General features: G+C 68.3%; 29 protein-coding genes and 2 tRNA genes. 9 read left to right on the top strand and 22 right to left on the bottom strand.

Annotated features, from left to right (window positions below; genetic code table 11):
• Nucleotides 1-80: 80 nt before the first annotated feature.
• Nucleotides 81-758 (top strand): hypothetical protein, encoded by a 678-nt coding sequence (locus tag ATC03_RS09025; protein WP_067875859.1) that lies wholly within the window; start codon nt 81-83, stop codon nt 756-758.
• A 106-nt stretch (nt 759-864) separates the two neighbouring features.
• Here ATC03_RS09025 and nadE read toward each other — a convergent pair whose 3' ends face one another.
• The gene (gene nadE, locus ATC03_RS09020; protein WP_067875856.1) at nt 865-1,686 is read right to left on the bottom strand and encodes an ammonia-dependent NAD(+) synthetase; all 822 of its coding nucleotides are present in this window, start codon (nt 1,684-1,686) and stop codon (nt 865-867) included.
• A gap of 148 nt (nt 1,687-1,834) precedes the next feature.
• Here nadE and ATC03_RS09015 point away from each other — a divergent pair, with 148 nt between their 5' ends.
• The 7 genes from ATC03_RS09015 to ATC03_RS08985 all read left to right on the top strand — a co-directional run bounded on the left by ATC03_RS09015 (nt 1,835) and on the right by ATC03_RS08985 (nt 5,954).
• Nucleotides 1,835-3,052: a cation:proton antiporter gene (locus tag ATC03_RS09015; protein WP_067875853.1), complete on the top strand. Its 1,218-nt coding sequence runs from the start codon at nt 1,835-1,837 to the stop codon at nt 3,050-3,052.
• Between the two features lie 31 nt (nt 3,053-3,083).
• Nucleotides 3,084-3,156 (top strand) — tRNA-Arg (locus ATC03_RS09010).
• 85 nt (nt 3,157-3,241) lie between these two features.
• Complete coding sequence (gene orn / locus ATC03_RS09005) at nt 3,242-3,862, top strand: oligoribonuclease (RefSeq protein WP_067875851.1); 621 nt, start codon at nt 3,242-3,244, stop codon at nt 3,860-3,862.
• Between the two features lie 43 nt (nt 3,863-3,905).
• A tRNA-His gene (locus ATC03_RS09000) sits at nt 3,906-3,981 on the top strand.
• Between the two features lie 89 nt (nt 3,982-4,070).
• The gene (locus ATC03_RS08995; protein ID WP_067875848.1) at nt 4,071-5,243 is read left to right on the top strand and encodes a tyrosine-type recombinase/integrase; all 1,173 of its coding nucleotides are present in this window, start codon (nt 4,071-4,073) and stop codon (nt 5,241-5,243) included.
• Between the two features lie 18 nt (nt 5,244-5,261).
• On the top strand, nt 5,262-5,672 hold the full coding sequence (locus ATC03_RS08990; protein ID WP_152030912.1) for a hypothetical protein: 411 nt from the start codon (nt 5,262-5,264) through the stop codon (nt 5,670-5,672).
• A 12-nt stretch (nt 5,673-5,684) separates the two neighbouring features.
• Nucleotides 5,685-5,954: a hypothetical protein gene (locus ATC03_RS08985; RefSeq protein ID WP_067875842.1), complete on the top strand. Its 270-nt coding sequence runs from the start codon at nt 5,685-5,687 to the stop codon at nt 5,952-5,954.
• A 62-nt stretch (nt 5,955-6,016) separates the two neighbouring features.
• Here the strand turns inward: ATC03_RS08985 and ATC03_RS08980 are convergent, their stop codons facing one another.
• The 9 genes from ATC03_RS08980 to ATC03_RS08940 form a co-directional block, all read right to left on the bottom strand.
• Complete coding sequence (locus ATC03_RS08980) at nt 6,017-6,277, bottom strand: hypothetical protein (RefSeq protein WP_067875839.1); 261 nt, start codon at nt 6,275-6,277, stop codon at nt 6,017-6,019.
• A 4-nt stretch (nt 6,278-6,281) separates the two neighbouring features.
• A complete protein-coding gene (locus tag ATC03_RS08975) occupies nt 6,282-6,914 on the bottom strand; it encodes a collagen-like domain-containing protein (RefSeq protein WP_067875836.1) in 633 nt (210 codons plus the stop codon).
• Nucleotides 6,914-7,129, bottom strand: coding sequence for a hypothetical protein (locus tag ATC03_RS08970; protein ID WP_152030911.1), 216 nt, complete (start codon nt 7,127-7,129; stop codon nt 6,914-6,916). Before ATC03_RS08970 ends, ATC03_RS08975 begins: the two co-directional genes overlap by 1 nt.
• An 83-nt stretch (nt 7,130-7,212) precedes the next feature.
• On the bottom strand, nt 7,213-8,094 hold the full coding sequence (locus ATC03_RS08965) for a hypothetical protein (RefSeq protein ID WP_067875829.1): 882 nt from the start codon (nt 8,092-8,094) through the stop codon (nt 7,213-7,215).
• Nucleotides 8,095-8,107: 13 nt separating this feature from the next.
• Nucleotides 8,108-8,668, bottom strand: coding sequence for a hypothetical protein (locus tag ATC03_RS08960; protein WP_067875826.1), 561 nt, complete (start codon nt 8,666-8,668; stop codon nt 8,108-8,110).
• Nucleotides 8,669-8,724: 56 nt separating this feature from the next.
• Nucleotides 8,725-9,627, bottom strand: coding sequence for a hypothetical protein (locus ATC03_RS08955; RefSeq protein WP_067875823.1), 903 nt, complete (start codon nt 9,625-9,627; stop codon nt 8,725-8,727).
• Nucleotides 9,624-10,718 carry a hypothetical protein gene (locus tag ATC03_RS08950; protein WP_067875820.1) on the bottom strand — a complete coding sequence of 365 codons (1,095 nt, stop codon included), beginning with the start codon at nt 10,716-10,718 and terminating at the stop codon, nt 9,624-9,626. Before ATC03_RS08950 ends, ATC03_RS08955 begins: the two co-directional genes overlap by 4 nt.
• 12 nt (nt 10,719-10,730) lie before the next feature.
• Nucleotides 10,731-12,122, bottom strand: a complete 1,392-nt coding sequence (locus ATC03_RS08945) for a hypothetical protein (RefSeq protein ID WP_067875817.1) — start codon at nt 12,120-12,122, stop codon at nt 10,731-10,733.
• Nucleotides 12,119-14,911, bottom strand: coding sequence for a phage tail tape measure protein (locus tag ATC03_RS08940; RefSeq protein ID WP_067875814.1), 2,793 nt, complete (start codon nt 14,909-14,911; stop codon nt 12,119-12,121). Before ATC03_RS08940 ends, ATC03_RS08945 begins: the two co-directional genes overlap by 4 nt.
• Before the next feature lie 70 nt (nt 14,912-14,981).
• On the opposite strand from ATC03_RS08940, the gene ATC03_RS08935 reads away from it, so the two are divergent.
• Entirely contained in the window at nt 14,982-15,194 is a 213-nt protein-coding gene (locus tag ATC03_RS08935) for a hypothetical protein (protein WP_067875810.1), read from the top strand.
• Here ATC03_RS08935 and ATC03_RS08930 read toward each other — a convergent pair.
• The 12 genes from ATC03_RS08930 to ATC03_RS08875 all read right to left on the bottom strand — a co-directional run bounded on the left by ATC03_RS08930 (nt 15,175) and on the right by ATC03_RS08875 (nt 22,805).
• Nucleotides 15,175-15,480 (bottom strand): hypothetical protein, encoded by a 306-nt coding sequence (locus tag ATC03_RS08930; protein WP_067875807.1) that lies wholly within the window; start codon nt 15,478-15,480, stop codon nt 15,175-15,177. The genes ATC03_RS08935 and ATC03_RS08930 overlap by 20 nt on opposite strands.
• Before the next feature lie 38 nt (nt 15,481-15,518).
• The gene (locus ATC03_RS08925; RefSeq protein WP_067875804.1) at nt 15,519-16,085 is read right to left on the bottom strand and encodes a hypothetical protein; all 567 of its coding nucleotides are present in this window, start codon (nt 16,083-16,085) and stop codon (nt 15,519-15,521) included.
• Nucleotides 16,082-16,345, bottom strand: coding sequence for a hypothetical protein (locus ATC03_RS08920; RefSeq protein ID WP_067875801.1), 264 nt, complete (start codon nt 16,343-16,345; stop codon nt 16,082-16,084). The genes ATC03_RS08925 and ATC03_RS08920 overlap by 4 nt, the downstream gene beginning before the upstream one ends.
• Nucleotides 16,346-16,430: 85 nt before the next feature.
• The gene (locus ATC03_RS08915) at nt 16,431-16,958 is read right to left on the bottom strand and encodes a phage tail tube protein (protein WP_067875798.1); all 528 of its coding nucleotides are present in this window, start codon (nt 16,956-16,958) and stop codon (nt 16,431-16,433) included.
• Nucleotides 16,959-17,046: 88 nt separating this feature from the next.
• Nucleotides 17,047-17,352 (bottom strand): hypothetical protein, encoded by a 306-nt coding sequence (locus ATC03_RS08910; RefSeq protein WP_067875795.1) that lies wholly within the window; start codon nt 17,350-17,352, stop codon nt 17,047-17,049.
• A gap of 116 nt (nt 17,353-17,468) precedes the next feature.
• A complete protein-coding gene (locus ATC03_RS08905) occupies nt 17,469-17,870 on the bottom strand; it encodes a hypothetical protein (protein ID WP_067875792.1) in 402 nt (133 codons plus the stop codon).
• Nucleotides 17,867-18,274, bottom strand: coding sequence for a DUF6093 family protein (locus tag ATC03_RS08900; protein ID WP_067875789.1), 408 nt, complete (start codon nt 18,272-18,274; stop codon nt 17,867-17,869). The genes ATC03_RS08905 and ATC03_RS08900 overlap by 4 nt, the downstream gene beginning before the upstream one ends.
• Complete coding sequence (locus ATC03_RS08895; protein ID WP_067875787.1) at nt 18,255-18,692, bottom strand: hypothetical protein; 438 nt, start codon at nt 18,690-18,692, stop codon at nt 18,255-18,257. Before ATC03_RS08895 ends, ATC03_RS08900 begins: the two co-directional genes overlap by 20 nt.
• A gap of 68 nt (nt 18,693-18,760) precedes the next feature.
• Entirely contained in the window at nt 18,761-20,002 is a 1,242-nt protein-coding gene (locus ATC03_RS08890) for a P22 phage major capsid protein family protein (RefSeq protein WP_067875784.1), read from the bottom strand.
• Between the two features lie 60 nt (nt 20,003-20,062).
• On the bottom strand, nt 20,063-20,659 hold the full coding sequence (locus ATC03_RS08885; RefSeq protein WP_067875781.1) for a hypothetical protein: 597 nt from the start codon (nt 20,657-20,659) through the stop codon (nt 20,063-20,065).
• A gap of 71 nt (nt 20,660-20,730) precedes the next feature.
• A complete protein-coding gene (locus ATC03_RS08880) occupies nt 20,731-21,480 on the bottom strand; it encodes a VG15 protein (RefSeq protein WP_067875778.1) in 750 nt (249 codons plus the stop codon).
• Complete coding sequence (locus ATC03_RS08875; protein WP_067875775.1) at nt 21,477-22,805, bottom strand: phage portal protein; 1,329 nt, start codon at nt 22,803-22,805, stop codon at nt 21,477-21,479. The genes ATC03_RS08880 and ATC03_RS08875 overlap by 4 nt, the downstream gene beginning before the upstream one ends.
• Nucleotides 22,806-22,808 lie beyond the last annotated feature (3 nt).

Raw genomic sequence — 22,808 nt, 5'->3', positions numbered from 1 at the left:
GCGGAGAACTCGCGGGCGCACCATCGGGCGCGCCGACGGCGATGACGGGCGGATGCCGCGGCAGCCGTTAGCCTCTGCACATGCAGTGGTGGAACGATCTCATCTCATGGCTCACCTCGAGCGAGGCGGAGTCGACCGTCTTCACGGCCGCCGTGCTGGTCTTCGCGGTCGTGGTCACGGCGTTGCTCAGCGCGTGGATCGCGACGAGCGCCGTGAAGCGGCTCGTCGCGCAGCGCGACCGCGAACTCAAGACCGCGGCCATCGCCGCGCTCGTCGACGCGGCGACCGAGGCCTCCGTCTGGAACTCGCTCACGCCGCAGGAACAGGTGCTCGCCGATCGCACCGTCGGTCAGGCCGACATCCATGTGCGTCTCCTGCCGATCCGTGGTTCGGATGTCGCGGCGAACTGGGCTGCGCACCAGCTCCACGAGCTGAAGCGCGCCTCGGCGACGTTCGGCTACCAGCTCGACCCGGCGGTCGCCGAGTTCCGCGATCGGCTGCTCGACTGGCAGCGGCACCCCTCTCGGGCGCGCAAGCAGTTCCAGAACGACCTCGTGCGCTGGCGTGCACAGCGTCAGGAGCCTGAACAGACCGCGCTCGACGAACAGGACACCTGGGTCGCCGAGCAGCACCACGAGCGGTACCGTTCGGCCACCGAGATCTCGTCGCCGACCGAACCGGTGAGCGACACGGCCCCGACCCCGACCCAGACGGCCTCGCAGCCCTCGACGCCGTCGCTCGACGACGCGCGCGCCTGAGCGCGAACGAACCAGCTCGGCCGAGGCCCCACCCGATCCGGGTGGGGCCTCGGCCATGTCCGGCGCCGCGGAGCTCCGCGCCCGGGTGACGCGACGCTGGAGCGCGTCAGCGCCACCACTCGTCGAACATCGACACGGGCACCGTGCGCTTGTGCCGGGTCTGCAGGTAGCGGGTCTCGATGCGCTCGGCGACCCCCGCGTCGATCTGCTCGCCCTCGAGGAACGCATCGATGTCGGCGTACTCGAGGCCGAGGTTCGCCTCGTCGGCCTGCCCCGGATCCCCGTCGAGCAGGTCGGCCGTCGGGGTCTTGAGGTACAGCCGGTCGGGTGCCCCGAGGTACTGAAGCAACGCCCGACCCTGACGCTTCGTCAGGCCGGTGAGCGGCAGCACGTCGGCCCCGCCGTCGCCGAACTTCGTGAAGAAGCCGGTCACGGCCTCGGCCGCGTGGTCGGTGCCGACCACGAGCAGTCCTCCTTCACCCGCCAGGGCGTACTGCGCGACCATGCGGAGGCGCGCCTTGACGTTGCCCTTGCCGAAGTCGCTGATCGGCGTGCCGGTGGCATCCGCGAAGTCCGCTGCGAGCCCGTCGACGCCCTGCCGGATGTTGAAGGTCACCGTCTCCTGAGGCTCGATGAACTCGAGCGCGAGCGCGGCATCCGCCTCGTCGTGCTGCACGCCGTAGGGAAGTCGCACCGCGACGAACCTGGACGGCAGCCCCTCGGCCACGAGCTCGTCGACCGCGATGCGGCAGAGGCGACCGGCGAGCGAGGAGTCCTGGCCACCCGAGATGCCGAGCACGAGCCCGGAGGCGCCCGTCGTGCGCAGGTAGTCCTTGAGGAACTCGACCCGTTCGCGCACCTCCTCGGCGGGCTCGACGGTCGGCTTGACGTTGAGTTCGGCGATGATGTCCGCCTGAAGGTCTCGCATGCCACGACGATACCGCCGGCGTGTTTCGACGGCGCTACGACTCGACTGCGAGCCGGCCGCAGCGCGGGTCCCGTGCGGGCCTGCACTCGTTGGATAGCATCGGCGGAGTGCGCGCGGCAGCACGGCCCGCACGCGCGAGGAGGGTGACATGGAGATCTCGATCGGCACCATGGTGCTCATTCCGCTGATCGCGGTGGCGGCCCCGCTGCTCGTGCGGGCCGTCGGCATCTGGGTCGCCGTGCCGCTCGTCGTGTTCGAGATCGTGCTGGGCATCGTGCTCGGCCCCGACGTGCTCGGCTGGATCAGGCCGGACGACTTCGTGAAGCTGCTCTCCGACCTCGGCCTCGCGATGCTCTTCTTCCTCGCGGGCAACGAGATCGACTTCCGGACGATCCGAGGGCGACCGCTGAGCCGGGCGGCGATCGGCTGGATCGTCTCGCTCGCGGCCGGGTTCGGAATCGCCGTGCTGCTCGCCCCCGACCTGCCGGCGGCCGCGTTCATCGGCATCGCGCTCACCTCGACGGCACTCGGCACCGTCATGCCGATCCTCCGTGACGCCGGCGACCTGCGCACCCCGTTCGGCCTCTCCGTGATCGCGCTCGGCGCCGTCGGCGAGTTCGGGCCGCTGCTCGCGATCTCGCTCTTCCTCACCGGCCGGGACCCCGGACTCTCGGCGATCGTGCTCATCGGATTCGCCCTGATCGCCGGGATCGCGATCTTCGCCGCCGCGAGGGGCAGCGGTGAGCGTCTGCACGTCGTCATCACCGCGACGATGCACACGAGCGCCCAGTTCGGCGTGCGGCTCGTGATGCTCGTGCTCATCGCGCTGCTCGCGCTCAGCATCGTGCTCGACCTCGACATGCTGCTCGGCGCGTTCACCGCCGGGGTGCTCTACCGAGTGCTCATCTCCGGCGCTCCGGAGCGGGATCGCGGCCTCCTCGAGACGAAGGTCGAGGCGATCGGCTACGGATTCCTCGTGCCGGTCTTCTTCATCATGACCGGGGTGACGTTCGACCTCGACGCGCTCGGCGACCCCGCCACGCTCGCCCTCGTTCCGATCTTCCTGGTGCTGCTCCTCGTCGTGCGCGGCCTTCCGTCGATCCTCGCCGCACCGGTGGGCGCCGACCGGTGGACCATCGCGGCGACCGCCCTCTTCGGGGCGACCGGCCTGCCGATCATCGTCGCCGTCACGGGCATCGGCGTCGACACGGGAGACCTCGATTCCGGCACCGCCGCGGCCCTGATCGGCGCCGGAATGCTGTCGGTCCTGCTGTTCCCGCTCATCGGACTCGCGCTCAGGAAGCGGGCTCCGGATGCCTCGGCCCGCCCGCGCGACGACGACACCGAGGTGCCCGTCGAAGGGTAGTGCCCCGAAGCCCGGTAAGCTGGCCGAACCGGCCCCCGTAGCTCAGCGGATAGAGCAGCAGCCTTCTAATCTGTCGGTCGCAGGTTCGATTCCTGCCGGGGGCACCGAAATACGAGTGGTCGAACCACGTCCCCGGGCGGCGGTGCGCGGCATCCGGCCCGTGTCGGAGCGCACCGGTAGACTCGCGGCATGGCAACAGCGAGCGACCGACTGGTCTGGATCGACTGCGAGATGACCGGCCTCGACCTCGAGGTCGACGAGCTCGTCGAGATCGCCGTCGTGATCACCGATTACGACCTCAACCCCGTCGACGAGGGGCTGGACATCGTGATCCGCCCCGACGCGAGCGCACTCGAGAACATGGGCGAGTTCGTGCGCAACATGCACACCGCGTCCGGCCTGATCGAAGAGATCCCGAACGGCGTGACGGTCGCCGATGCCGAGTACCAGGTGCTCGAGTACGTGCTGAAGCACGTGCCCGACGAGCAGAAGGCGCCACTCGCCGGCAACTCGATCGGCACCGACCGCGCGTTCCTCGCGAAGCAGATGCCCCGCCTCGACGGGCACCTCCACTACCGCAACGTCGACGTGTCGTCGATCAAGGAGCTGGCTCGCCGCTGGTACCCGCGCGCGTACTTCCAGTCGCCCGCCAAGAACGGTGGGCACCGTGCCCTCGCCGACATCCTCGAGTCGATCCGCGAGCTGCGCTACTACCGTCGCGCGGTCTTCGTTGCCGACCCCGGACCCACGAGTGCCGAACTCCACGACATCGCCGAGGCCGTCGTGAACGAATTCGACGTCAAGGTGTAGTAAGCTCGTCGAGTTGCCTGATCGCGAGTCGAACAGGTGCATGGTGGGTATAGCTCAGTTGGTAGAGCGCCTGGTTGTGGTCCAGGAGGTCGCGGGTTCAAGCCCCGTTACTCACCCCAATGAATACAAGGGCTGTAGGGTCATCCGGAAGGCTGAAACTACATCCCGCACTACATCGGGTTGAGTCGCCAGCGAAGGAGACTCTCAGATGGTCAACGCGCGACCGCACAAGCTGAAGTCCGGCAAGATCGTATGGCGTGTCCAGCACCGCATCGACGGCAAGGTCGTCACTGACACCTTCGATGACGAGCGCGGCGCGACCCAGTTCGCGGCGCTCGTCGACCGAGTCGATGGCGCAGCCGCCCGCGACGTCCTCAGGCGCCGGCGTGAAGGCCGGAACGTCATCACCCTCCGCGACTGGACGGTGAAGTACCTCGACCCCGAGTCGGGCCTGCTCACTGGAATCGACCCCGCCACACGCGACGACTACAGGCGCATCGCCGAACGGTCGTTCCTCGTCACGCTCGGCGAGTACCCAGTCGACTCGATCACGAAACAGGACATCGGCCAGTGGGTCGCGTGGCAGGAGGCGCAGCCCGCCACGCGCGTCACGGCTGGCGGCGTCCGTGTGGCATCCTCCAAGCCTCTCTCGGCAAAGACCATCCGGAACTACCATGCGCTGCTCTCGAGCGTCCTCAAGGGCGCACAGACGCACGGCGTCGCCACCGAGAATCCGGCGTACCGCACTCGCCTGTCGCGAGGCATGCAGGAAGAGGCAGTGTTCCTGTCGCGCGCGCAGTTCGCTCGCCTCTACGAAGCGACGCCCGAGCACTACCGACCGCTCGTAGCGTTCCTCGTCGGCTCCCAGGCGCGATGGTCGGAGGCGACCGCACTGCAGTGGAAGCACGTCCACGGCGACACCACTCCCCCGACGGTCAGCCTCCACCAGGCGTGGAAGAAGAAGCACGGCCATGAGAAGACGCGCATCGGCGTCACGAAGACGAGACGCGGCCGACGGACGATCGCGCTGTGGCCCGAGCTCGTCCAGCAGTTTGGCGCACCCGGCGCGCCAGACGACTACGTGTTCACCGGGCCTCTCGGCGGACGCCAGTGGTACTCGCCGTTCCGGAAGGTGTGGGACAAGGCTGTTGTCCGCGCGGGCCTCGACCCCGTGCCGACCCCGCACGACTTGCGCCACACGGGTGCGTCATGGCTCATCGCCGACGGCAAGCCGCTGCCGTTCATCCAACAGCGCCTCGGGCACGAGTCCATCACGACGACGATTAACACGTACGGGCACCTGCTACCCGACGTGCAGACGCAGATGTCAGATTCCATGGCCGCGATCATGTCGAACGTGCTCCCCCGCATCGAGGCGTAGCCAGATATGCTCGCGACCATGAAGAGGCTCCTACTCGCCGCCGCCACGCTCCTCCTCCTCGCAGGATGCAGCGCCTCGCCAGCCTCACCGCCCGAGCCCACGGAGACGAGCGCACCTGTCTCCGCGAACGTCGAGGCCTGCGAGACCTTCGGCGAAGTGACTGTCACCGTCGGGAAAGCCGTGACCGGAGCCAATGCCCTCGAGACCGACATCCCGGCCGAGTTCGACAAGGCACTCCTGATCGCCGATGGCGACGTAAAGACGCGCATTCAGGCGCTCGTCGACAACCTCCCCGAGCCGCCGCACATGATCGTGTGGATGGACAACCGCGACGCCTATTCCGAGGATGTCGAGGCAGTCGCGCGAGCATGCGAGGCCGACGGCGCAGACGCTGGGGGCTACGCGACGCTGGTGGCGGCGAACCAGTAGCCTGGCCGGCTGATGCCCGCTGACGCACCTCGTTGGCATCCGTTCATGGATGCCGTCGAGTCGCCCCCGGGCGTGTGGACGATGGTCGACTCCGAGGGCGACGCGTACGGCACCGTGAGGATCGTCCGCATCGGCGCCGAGGTCGGCTACGTCGGCGAGCTCCGCGGGCAACCCGTCGGCAGGTGGCGGACGTTGCGGGCATCGCTCGAGGGCGTGCACCACGCGTTCATCGCGTCGCACGGTCCGCGACCGTTCCAGGGGTACCCCGACTTCCGGGCATGACGAAACGCCCCCGACGCCAGCTCGAGGTGAGCGGGCGTCGGGGGCGTCAGGTCGTGCAGGGGTCAGGCTGGCAGCGAGGGCTGGTAGTCCTCGGGGATGCCCTTCGACAGGATCGAGAGCGCGGACGCACCGCCGGCGAGGCCCGCAGTCACGAGCGCGCCGCCGACGCCGAGCGCGACGCCGGTCCAGAACTCGCCGGTCAGGCTGATCGCGATCGCCGACGTCGGGATCGCGGACGCGAGCGACTGGGATGCGGTGCGGATGAAGCCGCGCGCGGCGGCGCGCTTCGTGTCCGCGGGGACGAGATACTCGTGCTTGCCCATGGGGCTACTCCTTCGGTGGGGTTGGCTGGCAGTCGTACGCGTACGGCTGACTGGAAGTGATGGCGCACAGGAACGTCGTGCCGTTGACGGTGAACGTCCACTGCTCGAGCACGTTCGTCGCCCCGGGTTCGCCCTGTGCCCCTGCTGGGCCGGCGGGTCCGGGTTCCCCCTGCGGTCCCGCCGGGCCGGGTTCGCCCTGCGGCCCGGGTACACCGTCGGCCCCGGACGCGCCGGGAGCGCCGTCCTGCCCGGCCGGGCCGGCCGCGCCGATCTGCCCGGGCTTGCCGTCTTGCCCGGCCGTACCCGCGGCGCCGGATGCGCCCGGCACGCCGTCGCGGCCGTCAGCGCCGCGCGGGCCCTGCGGCCCGTCAGCGCCGGGCGTGCCGGGCAGCGGGCTGACCACCTCGGACGGCTTCTCCGCGTCGGGCCGCACGCCCTCGTCGAGGAGCTGCTGATACAGCGCCTCGGCGTTCTCCTGCGACGCCTGCAAGTCGTCGTGCGCGGACGCCAGCTCGAGCCGCAGCTGCGTGTTCGCGACGGCGAGGAACACACCGCCCGCGATGACCGCGGCGACGGCGAGGAGCACGACAACCACGGTCGCGACCCGCCACGCGCGAGTACCCTTCGCATCGGTCATCAGCCGACCCCCCGGTTCAGGTTGAACACGATGACGCCCGCGATGATCGTCCCCACGATTCCGAGGATCGACAGGCCGATCGCGAACCACTGTTGCGCCTTCGTCTTCCGCGCCTCAGCGAGCTCGGTCTCAAGCTCCTTCAACCGGGCGTCCTGCCGGTCGTCGGTCTGCTTCTGCGCGGCCTGAATGATCGCGAGCGTGCCCTGCGTCACCATGCCTGCGGCGAGCTTGTCGACGGACTCTCGAAGGGAGTTGATGGATCGCATCAACTCCCAGCCGCCGGGCTCGGGTTCCGTCATCAGAGGGGCTTGATGATCGCGGCGCGGACCTTCGACGCGAGCTCGTCGAGTTCGCCGGGGCCGAGGTCACGGAAGCTGTCGCCCTCGGGCGTGGTCTTCGCGTACGCGATCGCGGCGTACCAGGCGTAGTTCGGTGCGGGGATATGCGTGGCCGGGCAGCCGGAGAGCCCGTAGATGAAGTTCGCGAGGTCGTCAGGTGCGACGTCGTACACGATGGGCAGAGGGCCACCCGGGACTTGCGCGGCGACGTACACGGCCGAGTCGATGAAGTTCGGGTTGCCGATCCCGACGACGACGCCCGGGGCGACGCTGTAGTGCCCGTGCTGGGCGGTGCGGATGAACGTAGGCATGGTGTCGCCCTCTCGTCTGGTGGGTGGTTTGGGTGCTTCGTCGGGGATGGTCGCGGTTCCCCCGCCGGCGGTGCTGGCGCCGTTGAGGAACGATTCGATGCGGAGGCGGCGGCCCTGCGCGTCGAGGCCGTGCCAGTGCAGGTGGATGTCTCCGCCGTAGTCCTTCCCGTTCGCCGACGCACCCGAGCGGCCGATGATCGCGCCCTCGGGATGCCAGCCCTGCCCGGCGAACGCGGACTGGTGTTGCAGCACGATCGCGACCATCGGCCCCTCAGCCTCGGAAGGTGAGGAGCGGCGGGGAGAGCGTCGCGGCAGGGGCGTGTCGAGGGTGAGGATCGAACGGCGCCCCGCGGACCCGACCCAGCCGCACGCCCACTCACCGGACCCACCCGAGGTGCGGAGCGTGCCGGACGCGGGCGCGGGAATGGCGGTGTCGTAGCCGAGTGGCAGGTCGGTGCCGCCAGCGGAGTAGCTGGCGTGGTCCTCCCAAGTGCCGGTGATGCGGACGCCGGCGAACGGGTTGTGCGTCATGGGTCCACTCCTGTCAGAGGATCGGCAGCGGGGGGATGGTGAGCGAGATGCTCGTCACTGCGCCTGTGAGTGCCGTGCCTGCTGTGCTGATGACGTCGACCACACCCGAGGCGGGGATGAACAGGCCGCATGCGCCGGAGTTTGAGAACGCCAACACCACTGCCGTCTTCACGGGCCGCATCCCCACCGGGAGCGTGAACGCAGTGCCGCCGGCCGGTGCGGCGCGGTCGATGAGGCCGGTGATCTCGAGGTGCCCGTTCAGGACGCGCGCGAGGGGCGGGTTCGTGCCGCCGCCATTCGCCGTCCACGACCCGTTCAGGGTGAGGGCCGTCCACCCGGAGTCGTCAGCGAGCGCGAGCCGCTTCCACGTTCCGGGGAGCGCGGTGCACACCCACACGATGCCCGTGTCGGACGCCATGAGCTGCCGCCCGATCCAGTTCCCCGAGGCGGGCAGCGCGGCGGCGTTCGCGACGGGGGTCGCGAGTTTCGCGTCGATATGCCCGTAGACGGCGTCGATCTGGGGTGCGGGGTCGAACGTGTCCGGGGTGTTCGTCCACCCGGTGATTCCAGCCATGGGGGCTCCTTAACGACGAACGCCGCCCGGAGGCGGCATGCGAATGGTTGGGTGGTCTACGACCAGGTGATGGTGATCGCACCGGACTGCGCGTACGTCCCGTACGCCCGATATCCGGTGCCCGGTGACCCGTTGCCACGGTAGAAGCCGAGGCCGAACTGCGCCCCCGTCTTCAGGGCGTTCGCGAACGACGACACGTCGTAGTTGCCGGTGTTGTTCACCGTCAGCGACCCGGACAGGCCGGGCGCGAAGCCGGGCTTCGTGGGGTTGCCGTGCGACCCGAGCTGCGACGGCGTCCCGGGCACGTTGTCCCACAGTTCGACGAGCCACATCGTCGCGGAGATGATCGTTGCGGTGTCCGGGATGGTGTCCGCGATCTGGGTGCCGTAGAAGTAGAACCCGGCATGGTTCTCCGAGATCGTCGGCTCTTGCCCGTACCAACGGCTGCCGGAGTAGTACCAGTCGCCCGAGTCGATAGGGCTGAACGTTCGGGTTTGCACGACTGACACGGGCGGCGGCTCGGGCGGGGGCGTGAACGTCGACCCGGGAGGTTCCGCCGACATCCGGTGGATGACCTGACGGGCCGCGTGATGCATCGCGACACGGTTCGATGTCGACAGGGTGTCAGCGAACGCACACGAGTACCGGTACGTCTGCCCGTCATCACCGGTCACCGTCACGATCCCGGATGCGACCGAGACGACCGTCCCGAGCGGGTGACCGTAGATCGGCCCGTGGCAGACGGGCTTGCGTCCGAGGTACCCGACGAGGACACGCTCACCAGGCCACGGCCGTGCGCCGGTGTACGGCATCCACTGCACCCCACCGCCGAGGTTGACCTGCACCATCGGCGGCACGGACGCGTCGTTGACGGTGACGCACTGCCCGACGGACATGTCCGAGGCGCCCTGCGCGAGCTGCTGCTCCGCGCGCGCGGCGGCTTCACCAAGGCGTTTCATCGTTCCTCCGACACCGTCAGCGTGAGCGGGATGGGTTCGGCCGGGTTCAGCGGGTACCGGATCGACGTGACCTCACCGAGCACCTGCCGCCCCGTCAACGTGTCTTTCACGAGACCGAAGTCGCCGACGTCGAGGAGTAGCGCCTCCGTGGTGCACACGACGTCCACCGTCCGGGAACGGCGGTTCGCGAGTCGGTCCCGGTACGTGACCGCGGCAGCGTTCACGGCGGCCTGCGTGTCGTAGATCGGCGCGGCCGTCTTATACGTGCGCCCGCCCGCCCTGCCGACTGCGAGGGGGTTCGACATGTCCGTGATCGATGAGTACGCCACGAGGTCGTTGTTCACCGTCGACCGCACCTGCACCTGGTTGTAGAAGTCGTTCGACATGGAGTCCTGCCAGTCGACGACGCCATCGATCGTGAAATCGGGTGTCGTGTCCGTCAACCATCGATCGGTCTTGCGGGGCATCAGGACGCCGTCGCGGGTCAGTGCCGGGGTGGCGCCGAGGATGCTGCACAGGGTTCGGATCGCCCCGATACGCGTGTCGTACACCGTCGACAACGGCACCGAAGCATCCGCGAGGGCAGTGTTCGTCTGCACCGGGATCGGTGACAGGCGTCGAAGCTCCGAGTACACGGTGCCGCCCGCCCGGGGCCCATCTGCGGCGAGGAAGTCATCAGCGCGGATCTGCTCGAACCGGTCCTGCAACCGCAACTGGACCGACCAGTCCATGACGACACCGGACCGGAGGCGCTCATTCGAGCCGGTGACGTCCGTGATCCGGAATCTCCCCAGGGGGATGTCCAGACGCGTCGACCCGACGACGACGGACCTTCGGAGGCTGAGCTCCTGTCCGTACGTCGCGAGGGGCGCATCCTTCGCCTTCGGCACCAGCGATCCGCCTGTGCCGATGACGGTGACCGTCGAGGTCGACTGCACATCCGAGTCGCCCCGGACGTCAACCGACCCCGACTGCACGACCTTCAGATCGGGTGCCGTGACCGCGCCCATGTAGAACGCCGCACCCACGGTGAGGGCATCCTTCTGGTGCGTTCGCAGGGCTTCCCAGAGGGCGGCGTCAGTGGACCACATGGAGCCTCCAGATCAGATGTCGGGCGGCGGGGACTGCTTCGCCTGCAGGTACGTCGAGTAGACGAGCTTCGCGGCCGTGTACGTCGCGTACGTCGCCTTGAACCGGGTGTACGTCAACGGCGACGCGATCGAGTTGATCTCCGACGGGGTGACCTCGTCACCGACGATCGGCCACACCGACCACGTGCCACCCCAACTGACGTCCACCGGAGACTCCACAGGAGCGCCGACGACGACGTGCAAGCACCTCGGGATGCGGAGATACCCGGGCATCGACCTGACGAGCACCTGCGACACGGCAAGGACCTTCGTCAGCTTCTCCGCGTCGGCGATCGTCTTCGTCTGCACCGGCAACGGGACACCCTCGAGGAGCCCCATCTGCCCCATGAGCGCGATCGTGTCGGACCCGCGGCGGTAGAGCTGCACGTCGCGTTTGCGTGCCACGAGGCCGCCGAAGTCGGACTTCGCTTCGACCCGGACCGAGTTTTTCGCGTTCAGCGGGTCCTGGATGACGACGGTCGAAGGGTCGGCGAAGTTGACCTGAGTCGTCGCCGTTCCCGTCAGCCCGAGCTCGGCACCGGTCGCGGAGTACTGCTGCGCCTGGTACGTGACCGGGATGCCCGGGGGCACCGCGTAGTCGGTGACGAAGAACGCGTTCGCCGTGTCCGGCTTCCGGATCGCGTCACGCACGTTGACGGTGCCCTCGGCGCTGATCTGCCGCACCGTGACCGTCAGGGCCGACGGGTACAGGTCCGTGAGGGTGATGTCCACCCGCGGGGTGGGGGCGTCGTCCTCGTACGGCACGACCGTCACGGTCGGGTCGTAGTAGACCTGCGTCGAAGCATCCGCCGTCCCCGACCACACCGCTGCAGGGCTCGTCGTCGGGTCGCGGTACGGGACCGACGTGGCGGTCTTCGTCAGCGTCACCTTGTCGACGTAGAACGCGTCACCGATCGCAGGGGCGCCGGCGATCGTGCGAGACACCTGCAGGTCGACGGACGCCGTCAGCGCGGGCGCGAGCGCACCGTCGATGGTCAGGGTCTTCACCTCGCCGGCCGCGAACGTAACCGCGGCGCTCGTGACCGTGCCACGCAGCGTCCCCAGCGTTGCCCCGAGCGTCCCATAGAACGCGAGGCCCGCCTGAATGGTGCACGCCTGCAAGGCACGCACCGTCACCTGCGTCGACCAGAGCTCACCCGCCGCGGCAGCGGGACGATCGGCGTTCGGGAGACCTGTCGTGCAGATCGTCACCGCCGTCGCAACCGCCTTATGCGACTTCGAACCCAGTGCCGGCCACCCGGTGCCCGTGTCCGTCGAGATGGTGGGAGTCGCGGCCGCACGCGAAACACGTGCGGCCGCACCCTCACCGGACGGGTTCTTGTCGTACTGGATCGTCTGCGTCACAGAACACCCCCGAATCCCGTCGAATGCGCGAACTCCTCAGCCGACAACGCCGACTCGATCCGACCGTCGATCATGCCCGTCAACCCGTTCCCGAGATCCAGGCGACCACTGATCCGCATCCCATCCAGCGACTGCTGCGTGGTCTTCGCCTGTGTCGGCGACGTCCAGCGCTGCTGCGCGTAGACAGGCGGCATTGCGGCGCCGTCAGCGAACCCGGGAACGCCGAGCCGGCCGCCAGTCTCGGCCCAGACCTCGAGCGAGCGCGCACGCTTCGACGGCGCGAACGGGATGTACGCCTCGCCACCGGTCTCGGGCTCGGCCCACACACGCCATGAGCCTGCGGGCGCGATCTGCGCGACATGGTTCTCGCGGATGCCGCCGCGGGCGTAGTAGTCGACGATGCCGCCGTGCGCCTTGCCGACGACCTGTCCGCCCGTACCACCCGGTCCAGTTGCGACGCGGGTGTCGATGTGGATGACCCGGTACTGGTTGACCCAGTTGTCGAGGTCGATCTCGGCCTGCGTCTTGTTCAGCACGACGGCCGTGTCGACGTTGCCGGGGATCAGCCCGAGCTTGTCGGCGTAGTCCTCCGCTGCTTGCCCGGTGATGCCGAACTGTGCAAGCTTCAGGATCAACTGCTGCCGACCGGCGTCGACCGCCGCGGCTGCAAGGTCTTCCGAACCGGTCTGCTCGGCGATCGCGCCGGCCGAGGCCAATGCGGCGCGGGCGATGCCATCGAGCGCCGCCTCGTTGCTGCGACCGGCCTCGGTCGTGATGTCGAGCGACGTGCCGTTCGCGATGACCGACTCGTCGAGAGCGGCCAACGCGTCCTGGAACTCGCGTGCGGCGTCTCGCGTGTCGAGTTCCGCCGCACCGAACCCGCGGATCGACTCCGCGAGTTCGCCGATCGATCCCTTCGTATCGGCCGCGGCTCCCGAAAGTTCCGCGAGGGCCGCCGAGTTGTCGTTGGTGGCTGAGACGGATTCCTCTGTGGCCTCGGTCTTCTGCTTCGCGAGGCGAATGGCCTCGTCCATCGACGTGGACTCGCCCTTGACGCCGTTGATCACGGAGTCGATCGCGTCGGCGAACTCGCCCTCCTTGAGGCCGAGCTTCTCGCGGATCGCGACCGCCTCGGCGTCCGTGCGGTTGCGGAGCTTCGTGACCTCCGCGACACGCTCGAGCGCGTCGACGCTGCCCATCGCGGCGTCGGTGACGTCCGACACGTTGAGGCCGAGCTTTTCCGCGCCGTCGGCGGCAGAGTCGAACTGGATCGCGTCGACCTCGATGCCGAGGACGTTGAGTGACTGCTTCGCCTGCAGGTTCTGCACGACCATCTCGCGAGTCGCGTCGGTGACCTTATTTGTTCCCTGCTCGAGAGTGTCGGCGTAGGCCTCAGCCTTCGCACGAGCCTCGGCCTGCTGGGATGCGAGCTGGGTGACGATCAGCGTCAGCGCGGCGAGCGCGATGCCCGCGCCGGCGGCGCCCTTCGCGACACGACCACTCGTCGTGCCGAGCGTGGCGAGTGCGGCACGGTAGTCCGCGATCTTGGGCACTCCGAGAAGCGCGAGTCCTGCCGTGACCGCGACGGCAGCACCGACGGCCGCGACCGCGAGCGCGCCCTGCTGCAGGACCGGGTCGACGTCCGACCATGCGGTGACCATCTCGGTGCCGGCCTGCACGAGCGTGCGCAGCGGCCCGTCAGCAGCCTCGCCAGCCTTGATCGAGGCCGTCTCCACGGCGCCGCCGAACTGCTCCCAGTCCCCCGCGAGGTTGTCGAGGCGAGCGGCTGCGGTCTCAGCCGCGTATCCGGCGTCGTTGGTCTGATCGATGTACTGCTGAATGCCCTTCTGGCCCTGCTCGTAGAGCACGTTTGCAGAGCGGAGAGCGTCGTTGCCGAAGATCTGCGCCAGCGCCGCATTGCGGGTCTCGTCCGACAGCCCGCCGAGGTTCGTCTCCAGCTGTCCTGCGATCTGCTGGTAGGTCAGCATCTTGCCGTTGCCGTCGTAGAACGAGAGGTTGTACTTCTCCATCTCGGCGCGCGCCTTGTCGGTGGGCGCCTGCAGAGCGATGATCGCCGACTTCAGCGAGGTTCCCGCGTCCGATCCGAGGAGGCCGGCGTCTGCGAAAGCGGCCAGAACGCCGGTGGTGCCCTCGATGGACTGCCCGGCGCCGTTCGCGACGAGCCCGGCCTGGTTGAGCGCCATCGACAGGTCAGAGACCTCGCCCACGGCCTTGCCTGCACCGGCGGCGAGCAGGTCGGCGATGTGGGGAACATCCTTGCCGTTGAGCCCGAACTGTTTCATGGCGATCGCTGCGGCCGTTGCAGCGTCAGCGACACCCATGCCGCTGGCCGCTGCGAGATCGAGGGCGCCGTCGAGACCACCAGAAAGAATCTGATCGGTCGTCAAGCTGGCCTTGCCGAGTTCCTCGATCGCGTTCGCTGCCTCGGTCGCCGAGAACACCGTCCGCGCGCCGGCCTCGAGCGCCGCATCACGCAGGCGGCCCATGTTCGCCGACGTCTCGTGCGTGGCAGCGGCGACCGCTGACATCGCCTGATCGAAGTCCATCCACTTCTTCACCGCGACACCGACCGCGGCAGCCGCGAGGGTGCCTGCGGCGAGCAGCGTGCCACCCAGCAGGTTGAACGCTTCCTTCTGCTGCTGGAGCTTCGCCGCGGTCTTCTCGGCCTCGGAGCCGGTCTCCTGGGTCTTCTTGCGGGCCTGCTCCATGCCGGACAGGTAGTTGTTGATGTCGGCCCGGAGTGAGACCTTCACGACGCGTTCAGCCATGCCGCACCTCCCGAATTGGGTCAGGGCGGCCACTGACGCGGCGCCGGTCTGAAGTTGTAGGGTTCGAGTTATGACCGATCAGGGAACGCAGAGCCAGGCCACGACACCCGTCTGGGCTTCGCAGATCGCCCTCGGGCTTTTCCTGGCAGGCGTTGGCGTGCTGCTGCTCGCGCTCGGCGTGCTCGCGTCCGCGCTCGTCGCGGTCGGCGCCGTGCTCGCCGGACTAGGTGGGGCGATCGCGCTCTTCGGAGGGGCCAGCTACTTCAGGAAGCTGGGTCGCTGAGCGGCGTCTGCTCGACCTTCCGGACCGTCCAGAACAGCCCCGCGGTTGACGTGCCTTCAGGCATGTCCTTCCGCCACTGCTCTTCGGCCAGCTTCGCGGTGCGCTCTGCTTGGTTGGTGAACGGCCCCTCGGGGACGTACCTGTACGGGCCGTACGCGTTCGGGTCTGCTCTCGGGTCGGTGGCTTCCGCCAGCGACTCGCCGTACCGTCCGGTATCCGCCTCGATCGCGAGCTCCGCGAGAGCGAGCGCGACATCCGCGGGCGGCCAGGTCGCGAGCTGCGACACTGGAACGCCCATGCGGATCGCGAGGCGGACCTCGGCTCTCAGCCTTGGCGAGTCGCGAAGGCTTTTTTTGCGGCGGCGAGTCGACGGGCCGGCGTCGCGACGTTCAGGTCGAAGATCGCGTCACCCACGAGGGTGGTCTCGTAGCCCGAGATCGTGGCGAACACATCACGCCACTGCTCCTCGGTGAGTTCGTGCTCGGTTCCATCTTCGACGCGGAAGCCGCAGATCGGGGACGCGAGCACAGCGACGAGGTCGACGTTGAAGCCGAACTGCTCGTCGATGTCGACACCGAGACGAACCGGGGCACGCGACTTCAGGTCCGCCCACGCCATGCTGTCGAGCTCCTTGAACCGGAGCGTGACGAGCTGGTCGGCAGCCTCCTCGAGTGCCGCGTCGAGTTTCGCCTGCAGCGCGTCCGAGCGCTCGAACGTCTGCGCGAGACGCTCGTCGCCGGCCTCCTCCTGCTGTGCGACCATGAGTTCGTCGCGGAGTTCATCGACAAGCTGGCCGAGGCCCGCGTCCAGGATCACCGGGACGTCTCGGTACTCGCGGCTTGCTTCCTTCGCTGCCTTGGCTTTCGCGAGGCGCTCTTCGAATGAGGTCACTTCTGGCCCTCCTCATCGAGCGTCACGACACGGCGGAAGACCGGCATGGCGATGTTGTAGTTGCCGAGACCGAACGGCTCGAGGCGGCGGTTCAGGTCCTCGCCGTGGTCGAACGCCCACCGCTGGATAGCCGCCTGCACGTCGGGCTCGACGGGCGTCGTGAGCGGGACTCCGTCCAGCGAGCGGCGCGCTTCCGCGACCTTCCGCGTGAAATCCGAGACGTCAGCTTCGAGGCTGACCTTGACCTTGCGTTCCGACATGATTCCTCCACCGGGTGTCCACCGGGTGATGAGGTGTGACCTGTGCGGCCCGCCCGGTGGAACGGGCCGCACAGGGGTCTGGGGGTCAGGCCGCGGTCGTGCCCTCGACGATCGGGGCGGTGAGCGCGACCTGCTGCAGGTACGTGAACTTCCCCGTACCGTCGATCGGGCCGCGGATCTGCGGGCCGAGCGTGACGGGGATGGTGCGCACCTTCTGCGCCGCGGCCGCGAGAGTGCCGTTCGACACGTTGCGGCGCTCGACGAAGAACCCCGCGAGCGAGGTCTGCGTTGCGAGCACGACGGCCGCGGAGCCCGCCGCGGACGAGTCGACGTACTTGATGCCGTCGCCGAACGTGTTCACGAGCGAGTCGAGAGCCTCGAGCGGCGTCGGCAGCGCGAGACGGTCGTCGGTCGTCTTCGCCTGGGACCCGGTCAGGGTCCACCCGTCGGGCGTGAACGAGTGCGTGATGCGGAAGGTCGTGGCCGCACCGAGCTCCGTCGCGGCCTTCGGCGCGTTCAGGGCGGTGATGCCGGGGCTCGCGGGCACCCACCAGATGACGGTGTTGCCCTTCTGGTCGATGGCGGGGGGCACAACGTCTGCGACATCGGGCATGGCGAATCTCCTTCAGTAAGTCCACCGGTTGGATTCCCGGCCATGCCGGGGGCACCGCCACGGTGTGACGGTGAAGAGGATGGGACCGCTACGCGCGGTCCGAGGGGACGACCCAGTCGTCTTCGATGAAGTAGAGGGGCGGCGTGACCGATGTGTCCCGCTGAACGGGCGCGTTCGAGGGGTCCCAGTACGCCGGGCCGCATGCGCGGCCGGCGACGACGAGCCGATGCCCGGTGATCCTCGTCGCGACCGCGTCGCGGACCTGCCGAGCCGCGAACGGGTCGATGCCGACGGACTTCGTCACGAACCGGTAGTCGCCCTTCGAGTCGACGCGCTGAGATGCCGCCAGGCGCTCGTCGTCGAGGTCGTCGGGTCCGGTGTCGAACGCGACCACATACGAAGCCCAAATGATCGTCCCGTCAGGGTTCGTCGGCGCGGTCGAGTCATGCACGATAGGTGCGATGCCAGCATCCAGCCACGAAACGAAAGCGGCCATGTGCGCGGATCGCATCACACACCCCCGAGCGAGTCGTCGACAGCCTTGAGGACACCGACCACGAGGTCCTTCTCGATGACCTTCTCGGCGGCAAGATAGTTCCGCTGGGGGGCGGCGTTGACGCCGCCGGGTGCATCCTCGACGAAGCCGAGCGGGCCTTGGCCCTTCGACAGATTCGGGCCGAGGTCGGTGCCGATCGAACCGCCGTCATTCTTGACGTCGTCATAGTCGACGGCGGCCGGGTAGCCACGAAGATGTGTCCTCGAGTTGCCCTCAGCGGACTTCTGCCAGGCGCGACGACCGCGGAACGCGGACGTACGAACCGCCTTGACGACGTTGCCCGCAAGCTTCCGATCCGCCTGTTCGATCTCGACGGCGAACGTGTTGAGTTCGGAGAAATCGAAGTCGATGCTCACTGGGTCTCCTCCACGGGGAAGCGGCGCGAGGTCGCGTTGGACTGCCGGCGTGCCGCGCCGACCTTCAGCACCACGCCCACGAGTGCGTCGTCCGTCGCGGACTCGGTGATGGTCGCGACGTGGTCCTTGCGGACGCCAGCAGACCCGGGTGCAGTCATCGGGAGCGATAGCGTGGCGTCCTGGTCGATGAAGATCTGGCCGGCCTGCTCGCCTTGGCGGACGCCAACCTTGCCGAAGCGGACCTTGCACTTGCCGGTGTAGATCGTGAGCGGGGTGACGTCGTACTGCAGCGTCGCCGCGTTCCACGTCTTCGACCCAGCGGGGTCGACGATGATGCACTTGTCCCGCATCTCGGACTCTGCCTCGCGCCTGGCGAGGAGCAGGTCAATATCCGCGGCCGTCATAGAGCCTCACCGGGTTCCCGCCCTCGACCGCGGAGAGTTGCACCGTGGGCGAGTGGTAGCCGCGCGTGGTGCCGATGGTCGACAGCCCCGAGGACTGCCCGGGACGGCACGAGCGGATGGTCGCGAGCTGCGACGCAGAGAACAGGTCGCCCTGCTCCCACCGTCGGGTGATCTCCTCGATCGTGACCGACGTCTTGTTGTCCGGGTTCACCCAGCACTCGACGGAGACCATGAGCACGATCGCGGCGATGTTCGCCGGTACCGTCTCGAGCGTCCAGTCGTTCTGCCGGGCTTCACCGCGAACGAGGTCCGAGATGGTGCCGATGACCTCGGTCGCCCGGGTGAGGTTGTCACCGTCGAGTGGTCCGAGGCCGAGCCAGCTGCCCAGTCGGGCGGGGTCTGCGAGCGGAGCGCCCATGGGCTACCCCCTTCCGGGCTGTGCGGCGTCCCCGCCCCGGTGGTCGGGACGGGGACGCCGCAGGTGGGTCAGACCTTGGTGACGGTCACACCGGGGGTGGAGCCGCCGGTGAGCGACGCCGTGGCCGAGACGAGGACCGGCTCGGTGAACTTCAGCGTCTTGGTCGTGGTGCCCGTGACCTTGACGCCGGCGATGGAGCTGAGCTCGTTGATCTCGTTCGCGATCGTCTCGTTCGACGCGTTGAACGCGATCGCGTCGGTCGTCTGGCCGTCGACGGTCACGGTGTACGAGCCGCCCGTGGGCGAACCGGTCACCTGAGTCGTCCAGACGTTCGACTGCGTGGTGCCCTGGTCACCGAAGGTGACCTTGACCGCGCGGTAGAACGCCATGACGGGCTCGCCGGCCTCATCGAGGAGGATGAGGTTCGTCGAGGCGTCGACCTCGGGGTCGAGGACCGGAGCCGCGCCGACGAAGGACTCCACGATGGAGCGGTCCTTCGCGTACACCGAGTCGTAGTCGAAGATCTGCGTGATCGCGACACCGTTCGCCTGGATGGACGAACCCGACGTCGCACCCCGGGGCACGACGGGCGCGACGTTGGCGAGCGCGACCGCGGTCTCGTGGACGAAGTAGGACTCCGTCTCGTCGAAGCCCTGCACCTCGATGATGGTGAAGTCGGCGAGCTTGCCGACGACGCCATCACGGAGCGCCTCGCCCAGTCCCGACGTGTCCACAGCGAGCAGGCGCGGGTGGCCGGCGATCGACTCGGACACCGAGGAGCCGACGAGCCAGTAGCGGCCCGACGCCGGCACGCGCGCGTCGTTCAGCAGCTTGCGGGCGCGGAGCGCGACGGTCGCGGGATCGTGGTTGTAGGCCGTGGCGGGGGAGGTCGGCGTGAAGTTGACCTCGAGCACGAAGTCGGCCGCGGCGAGGGTGTCGCCGATGACGTCTTCGTAGAACTCGCTGATCGCCTGGATCTGCGGGTTCTGGATGTCGCGCACGTAGTTGACCTCGTCGAGCGTGGCCTCCTCGGGCGAGAGGTGCACCGCGCTGTAGGGGAACTTGTCGAGCTTGACGGCGATCTTCGACTGTGCGAGGTCGTCCACGACGATCGCGTTCGAGTTGCGCCAGCCCTTGTCACGGGCACGGAGAAGCGGGGGCCGCTTCACCATCACCGTGTCGCCGGCGGCGCCCTTGAAGTCGGCGATGCCGAACTTGAAGGTGAAGATGCCGGGCAGCTTGATCTCGCGCTTGAGGATCGCGAGCGCGGTTCCGGCGAGCCGGGTCGCCTTCTGGAAGATGTTTGCCATGAGGGTCCTCCTTGGGATGGGTTGATGCCGCAGAAGGGTTCATGGCGAACCCCAGCGGGTCTATCGGCCGAGCGCCTTCTTGACGATGTCGTCGGCGGTGAGCTCGGGCTCCTCGTCCGGGTCCTTGCCACCGCGGAGGCGGGGCTTGGGCTGCCGGTTCGGAAGCTTCTTCTCTTCCGGGTAGAACCGGTCGAGCAGCTTCTGTGCGTCCTCGAGGAGCTCGTCCTCGGTGGTGCCCTTCAGCCGGTCGGCGAGGTCGGCGTCGAGGCCCGTCTTGAGCGCGACCTTCAGGCGGAGGTTCTCCGCCTGGATCGCGGACGTGTCGGGCCCGCCCTGCTTCGCCGCGGCGGCGTCGGCCTTGGCGGCCTTTGCCTCGCGGCGGAGACGGTCGATGGTGCGGCGGGCGCGCTTCGCGTCGAAGTCGCCGTCGAACCCTTCGTCTTCGTCCTCGTCTTCGTCGCTGTCCGAGTGCTGCTCGTCAGCGTCGTCCCCGGCACCCGAGCCCTGCTCGTCGTCGGAGTCGTCCTCGTCGTCGCCGTCACCGGCTCCGCTTCCGTCGCCGCCGGCATCCAAGAATCGGATGCCCATCAGCTCGAGGTTCGTACGGAACGGGAGACCGAAGACACGCTCGGTCTCGATGTTGTCGCCCTGCGACATGGTGTCCCTCCTAGGGATCGCCCGCCCCTCATGGGCGGGTGGTACTCTCCCGGCGATCGCGCCGGGAAGCTCTATGCGGCCCGCATCGCGCGGTTCATGTTGCGGATCGTCGGCTTCACGTCGACGAGGAAGCCGCCCGTCGGGCCTCGGCGCAGAACGACCGATTCGTCGTAGACCTGCTGGAACTGGGCCATACGATCCGGGTACCCCTCGGGGAGCGCGTCCCGCACGCGCGGGAGCGCGTAGCAGCGGTCGTGGTCGTGGTAGTCCTGACCCGCGGTCGCCTCGGACCGGTAGGTGCCGAGCGCTTTCATCGCGCAGAAACCGCATGGGCTCGCGCCCGTCATGCGGATGTACCCGAACCCCGTGGATGCTTGGTCGTTCTTCCCGGTGTCGGCGATCAGGTCCCGGCCGCCGGCCTGCCCATGCTTGAGGGCGATGCCGGACGTGTTGGCGAGCAGGATGCGTGCGACGTCGGGGATCTGCTGCCCGATGGACAGCAGATGCTTGCCCGCGTACACACCCTCATATGTGAGGGACGCGCGCAGCTTGCCGCCGTTCAGGTCGGAGGAGATGAACCCGACCCGGCTCTTCACGCCCGCCTCACGGCGAACGTCGGAGTAGACGTCGGCGGCGAGGGACTGCGAGCTCGCGTGGTGCGCCAGCGTGACCGCCTCGACGCCGAACATCCAGCCAGGAGCCGACCGCTCGAGGTCTTTCAGATCGAGCGCCGGGAACAACGTTGCGAGCCGTGCCGCCGCGACCTTGTTCAGGTCGGCCTGCTCTGCCCCGTACGCCTCCGCGATCTCGGTGATGTTCACGGCTGTTGGATGCCGCGCACCACCTGCGCGAGCGGGTCGCTGTCGCGGTCCTCTTTGCGGAGGTCCTTCCACCGGTCGAGGCGTTCCTTCGACATGCCGGGGATCATCTCCCACAGCCCCTCGATCGGGGCGTCGACCTGCGTGCGGAGCTTGCCGACCGCGTCAGCGACCTGCGACAGGGAGCGGATCTCCGAGTTCGCCCAGTCGGCGATGCCGGCGTAGTCCTCCCATGCGCCCTTGATGCCGGCGAGGTGGCCGCCGAGGCGGAAGAACTGGCCGTGCGACTCGCCGAACGCCGTCAGGTAGTCCTGAATCTTGCGCTGGGTCGATGCTTCCTCGGCCGCCTGCGCTTCCGCGCCGTCCGAGTTGTTCGACTGAGAGCCGACGATCGTCTTCTGGCTGATCTGCGCCGTCGACGCGAGGTCCTGCTTCGAGTCGCGGCGGGCCTCGATGTACCCGTTGAGCGTGGACGCGTCGAGCGTGCCGACCTTCGCTTCGGGGTTCTCGATGAGCAGCATGTGACCGCGCTCGAGCACCATCTTGATGCGCTCGGCCTCGGCATCCGTCTCCGGCTTCGCCATGCCAGTGATGTACTTCACCTTCCACGCCTCGAACGACTGCGTGATGAGCCGGTCGAAGTTGGTCTGGTCGATGTTCGCCTGGATGGGGATGAGAGGCTCAACCTCGCCCATCACGGCGCCCTCGTCGTCGACGCCGCCCGAGTACCGGATCACGGGGGTGATGCCGGCACGGTGGACGTTCGTCTCGATGAACTCGAGCTCCTGCCCCTCGGGGCCCATCTGCATGGTGTGGAGTTCGCCCTCATCGGCGACGGTGAAGTGGAAGTGGTTCCGGTCGGCCTGCTCGCCGTACGCGGCGAACATCGGCCACTCGTCGGCCTCGGGGTCCTGATAGACCGCGACCATGTTCCGGGCGGAGAAGATCTTCGCGACCGGCACCGGCTCGCCCGGGAGCAGCATCGTGTAGCCCTGCCCGCGCAGCGACGCCTTGTACAGGCGCTTCTGGCGCATCGGCATGCGGTTGCCCTGCCAGATCTTCCAGAGGTCGTCGTGCATGGCCTCGTCGCCGGGGTGGTAGTCCTTCAGGTCCATCGTCTGCGCCAGGATCGACACGACGAGCATGATGAACGGGACCGGCGTCTTCTCGAGCAGGGACTCGAGCTCCGGGTCGGACTCCTTCGGCTTGAAGGGCGACACGTGCACGCCTCGCGCCCAGTCCCGGAGGACCGTCTGATCCTTGCGCTCCTTCAGCCACAGGGGGATGAGCTGCTCTTGGGCGAGCTCGATCACGTCGTTGCGCTTCACAGC

This window comes from Agromyces aureus (genome assembly GCF_001660485.1).
In the GTDB taxonomy this organism is placed as follows: Bacteria; Actinomycetota; Actinomycetes; order Actinomycetales; family Microbacteriaceae; genus Agromyces; species Agromyces aureus.
Note: the sequence above shows the minus strand (reverse complement) of the source record. Positions and strands in the feature narration are given on the sequence as shown.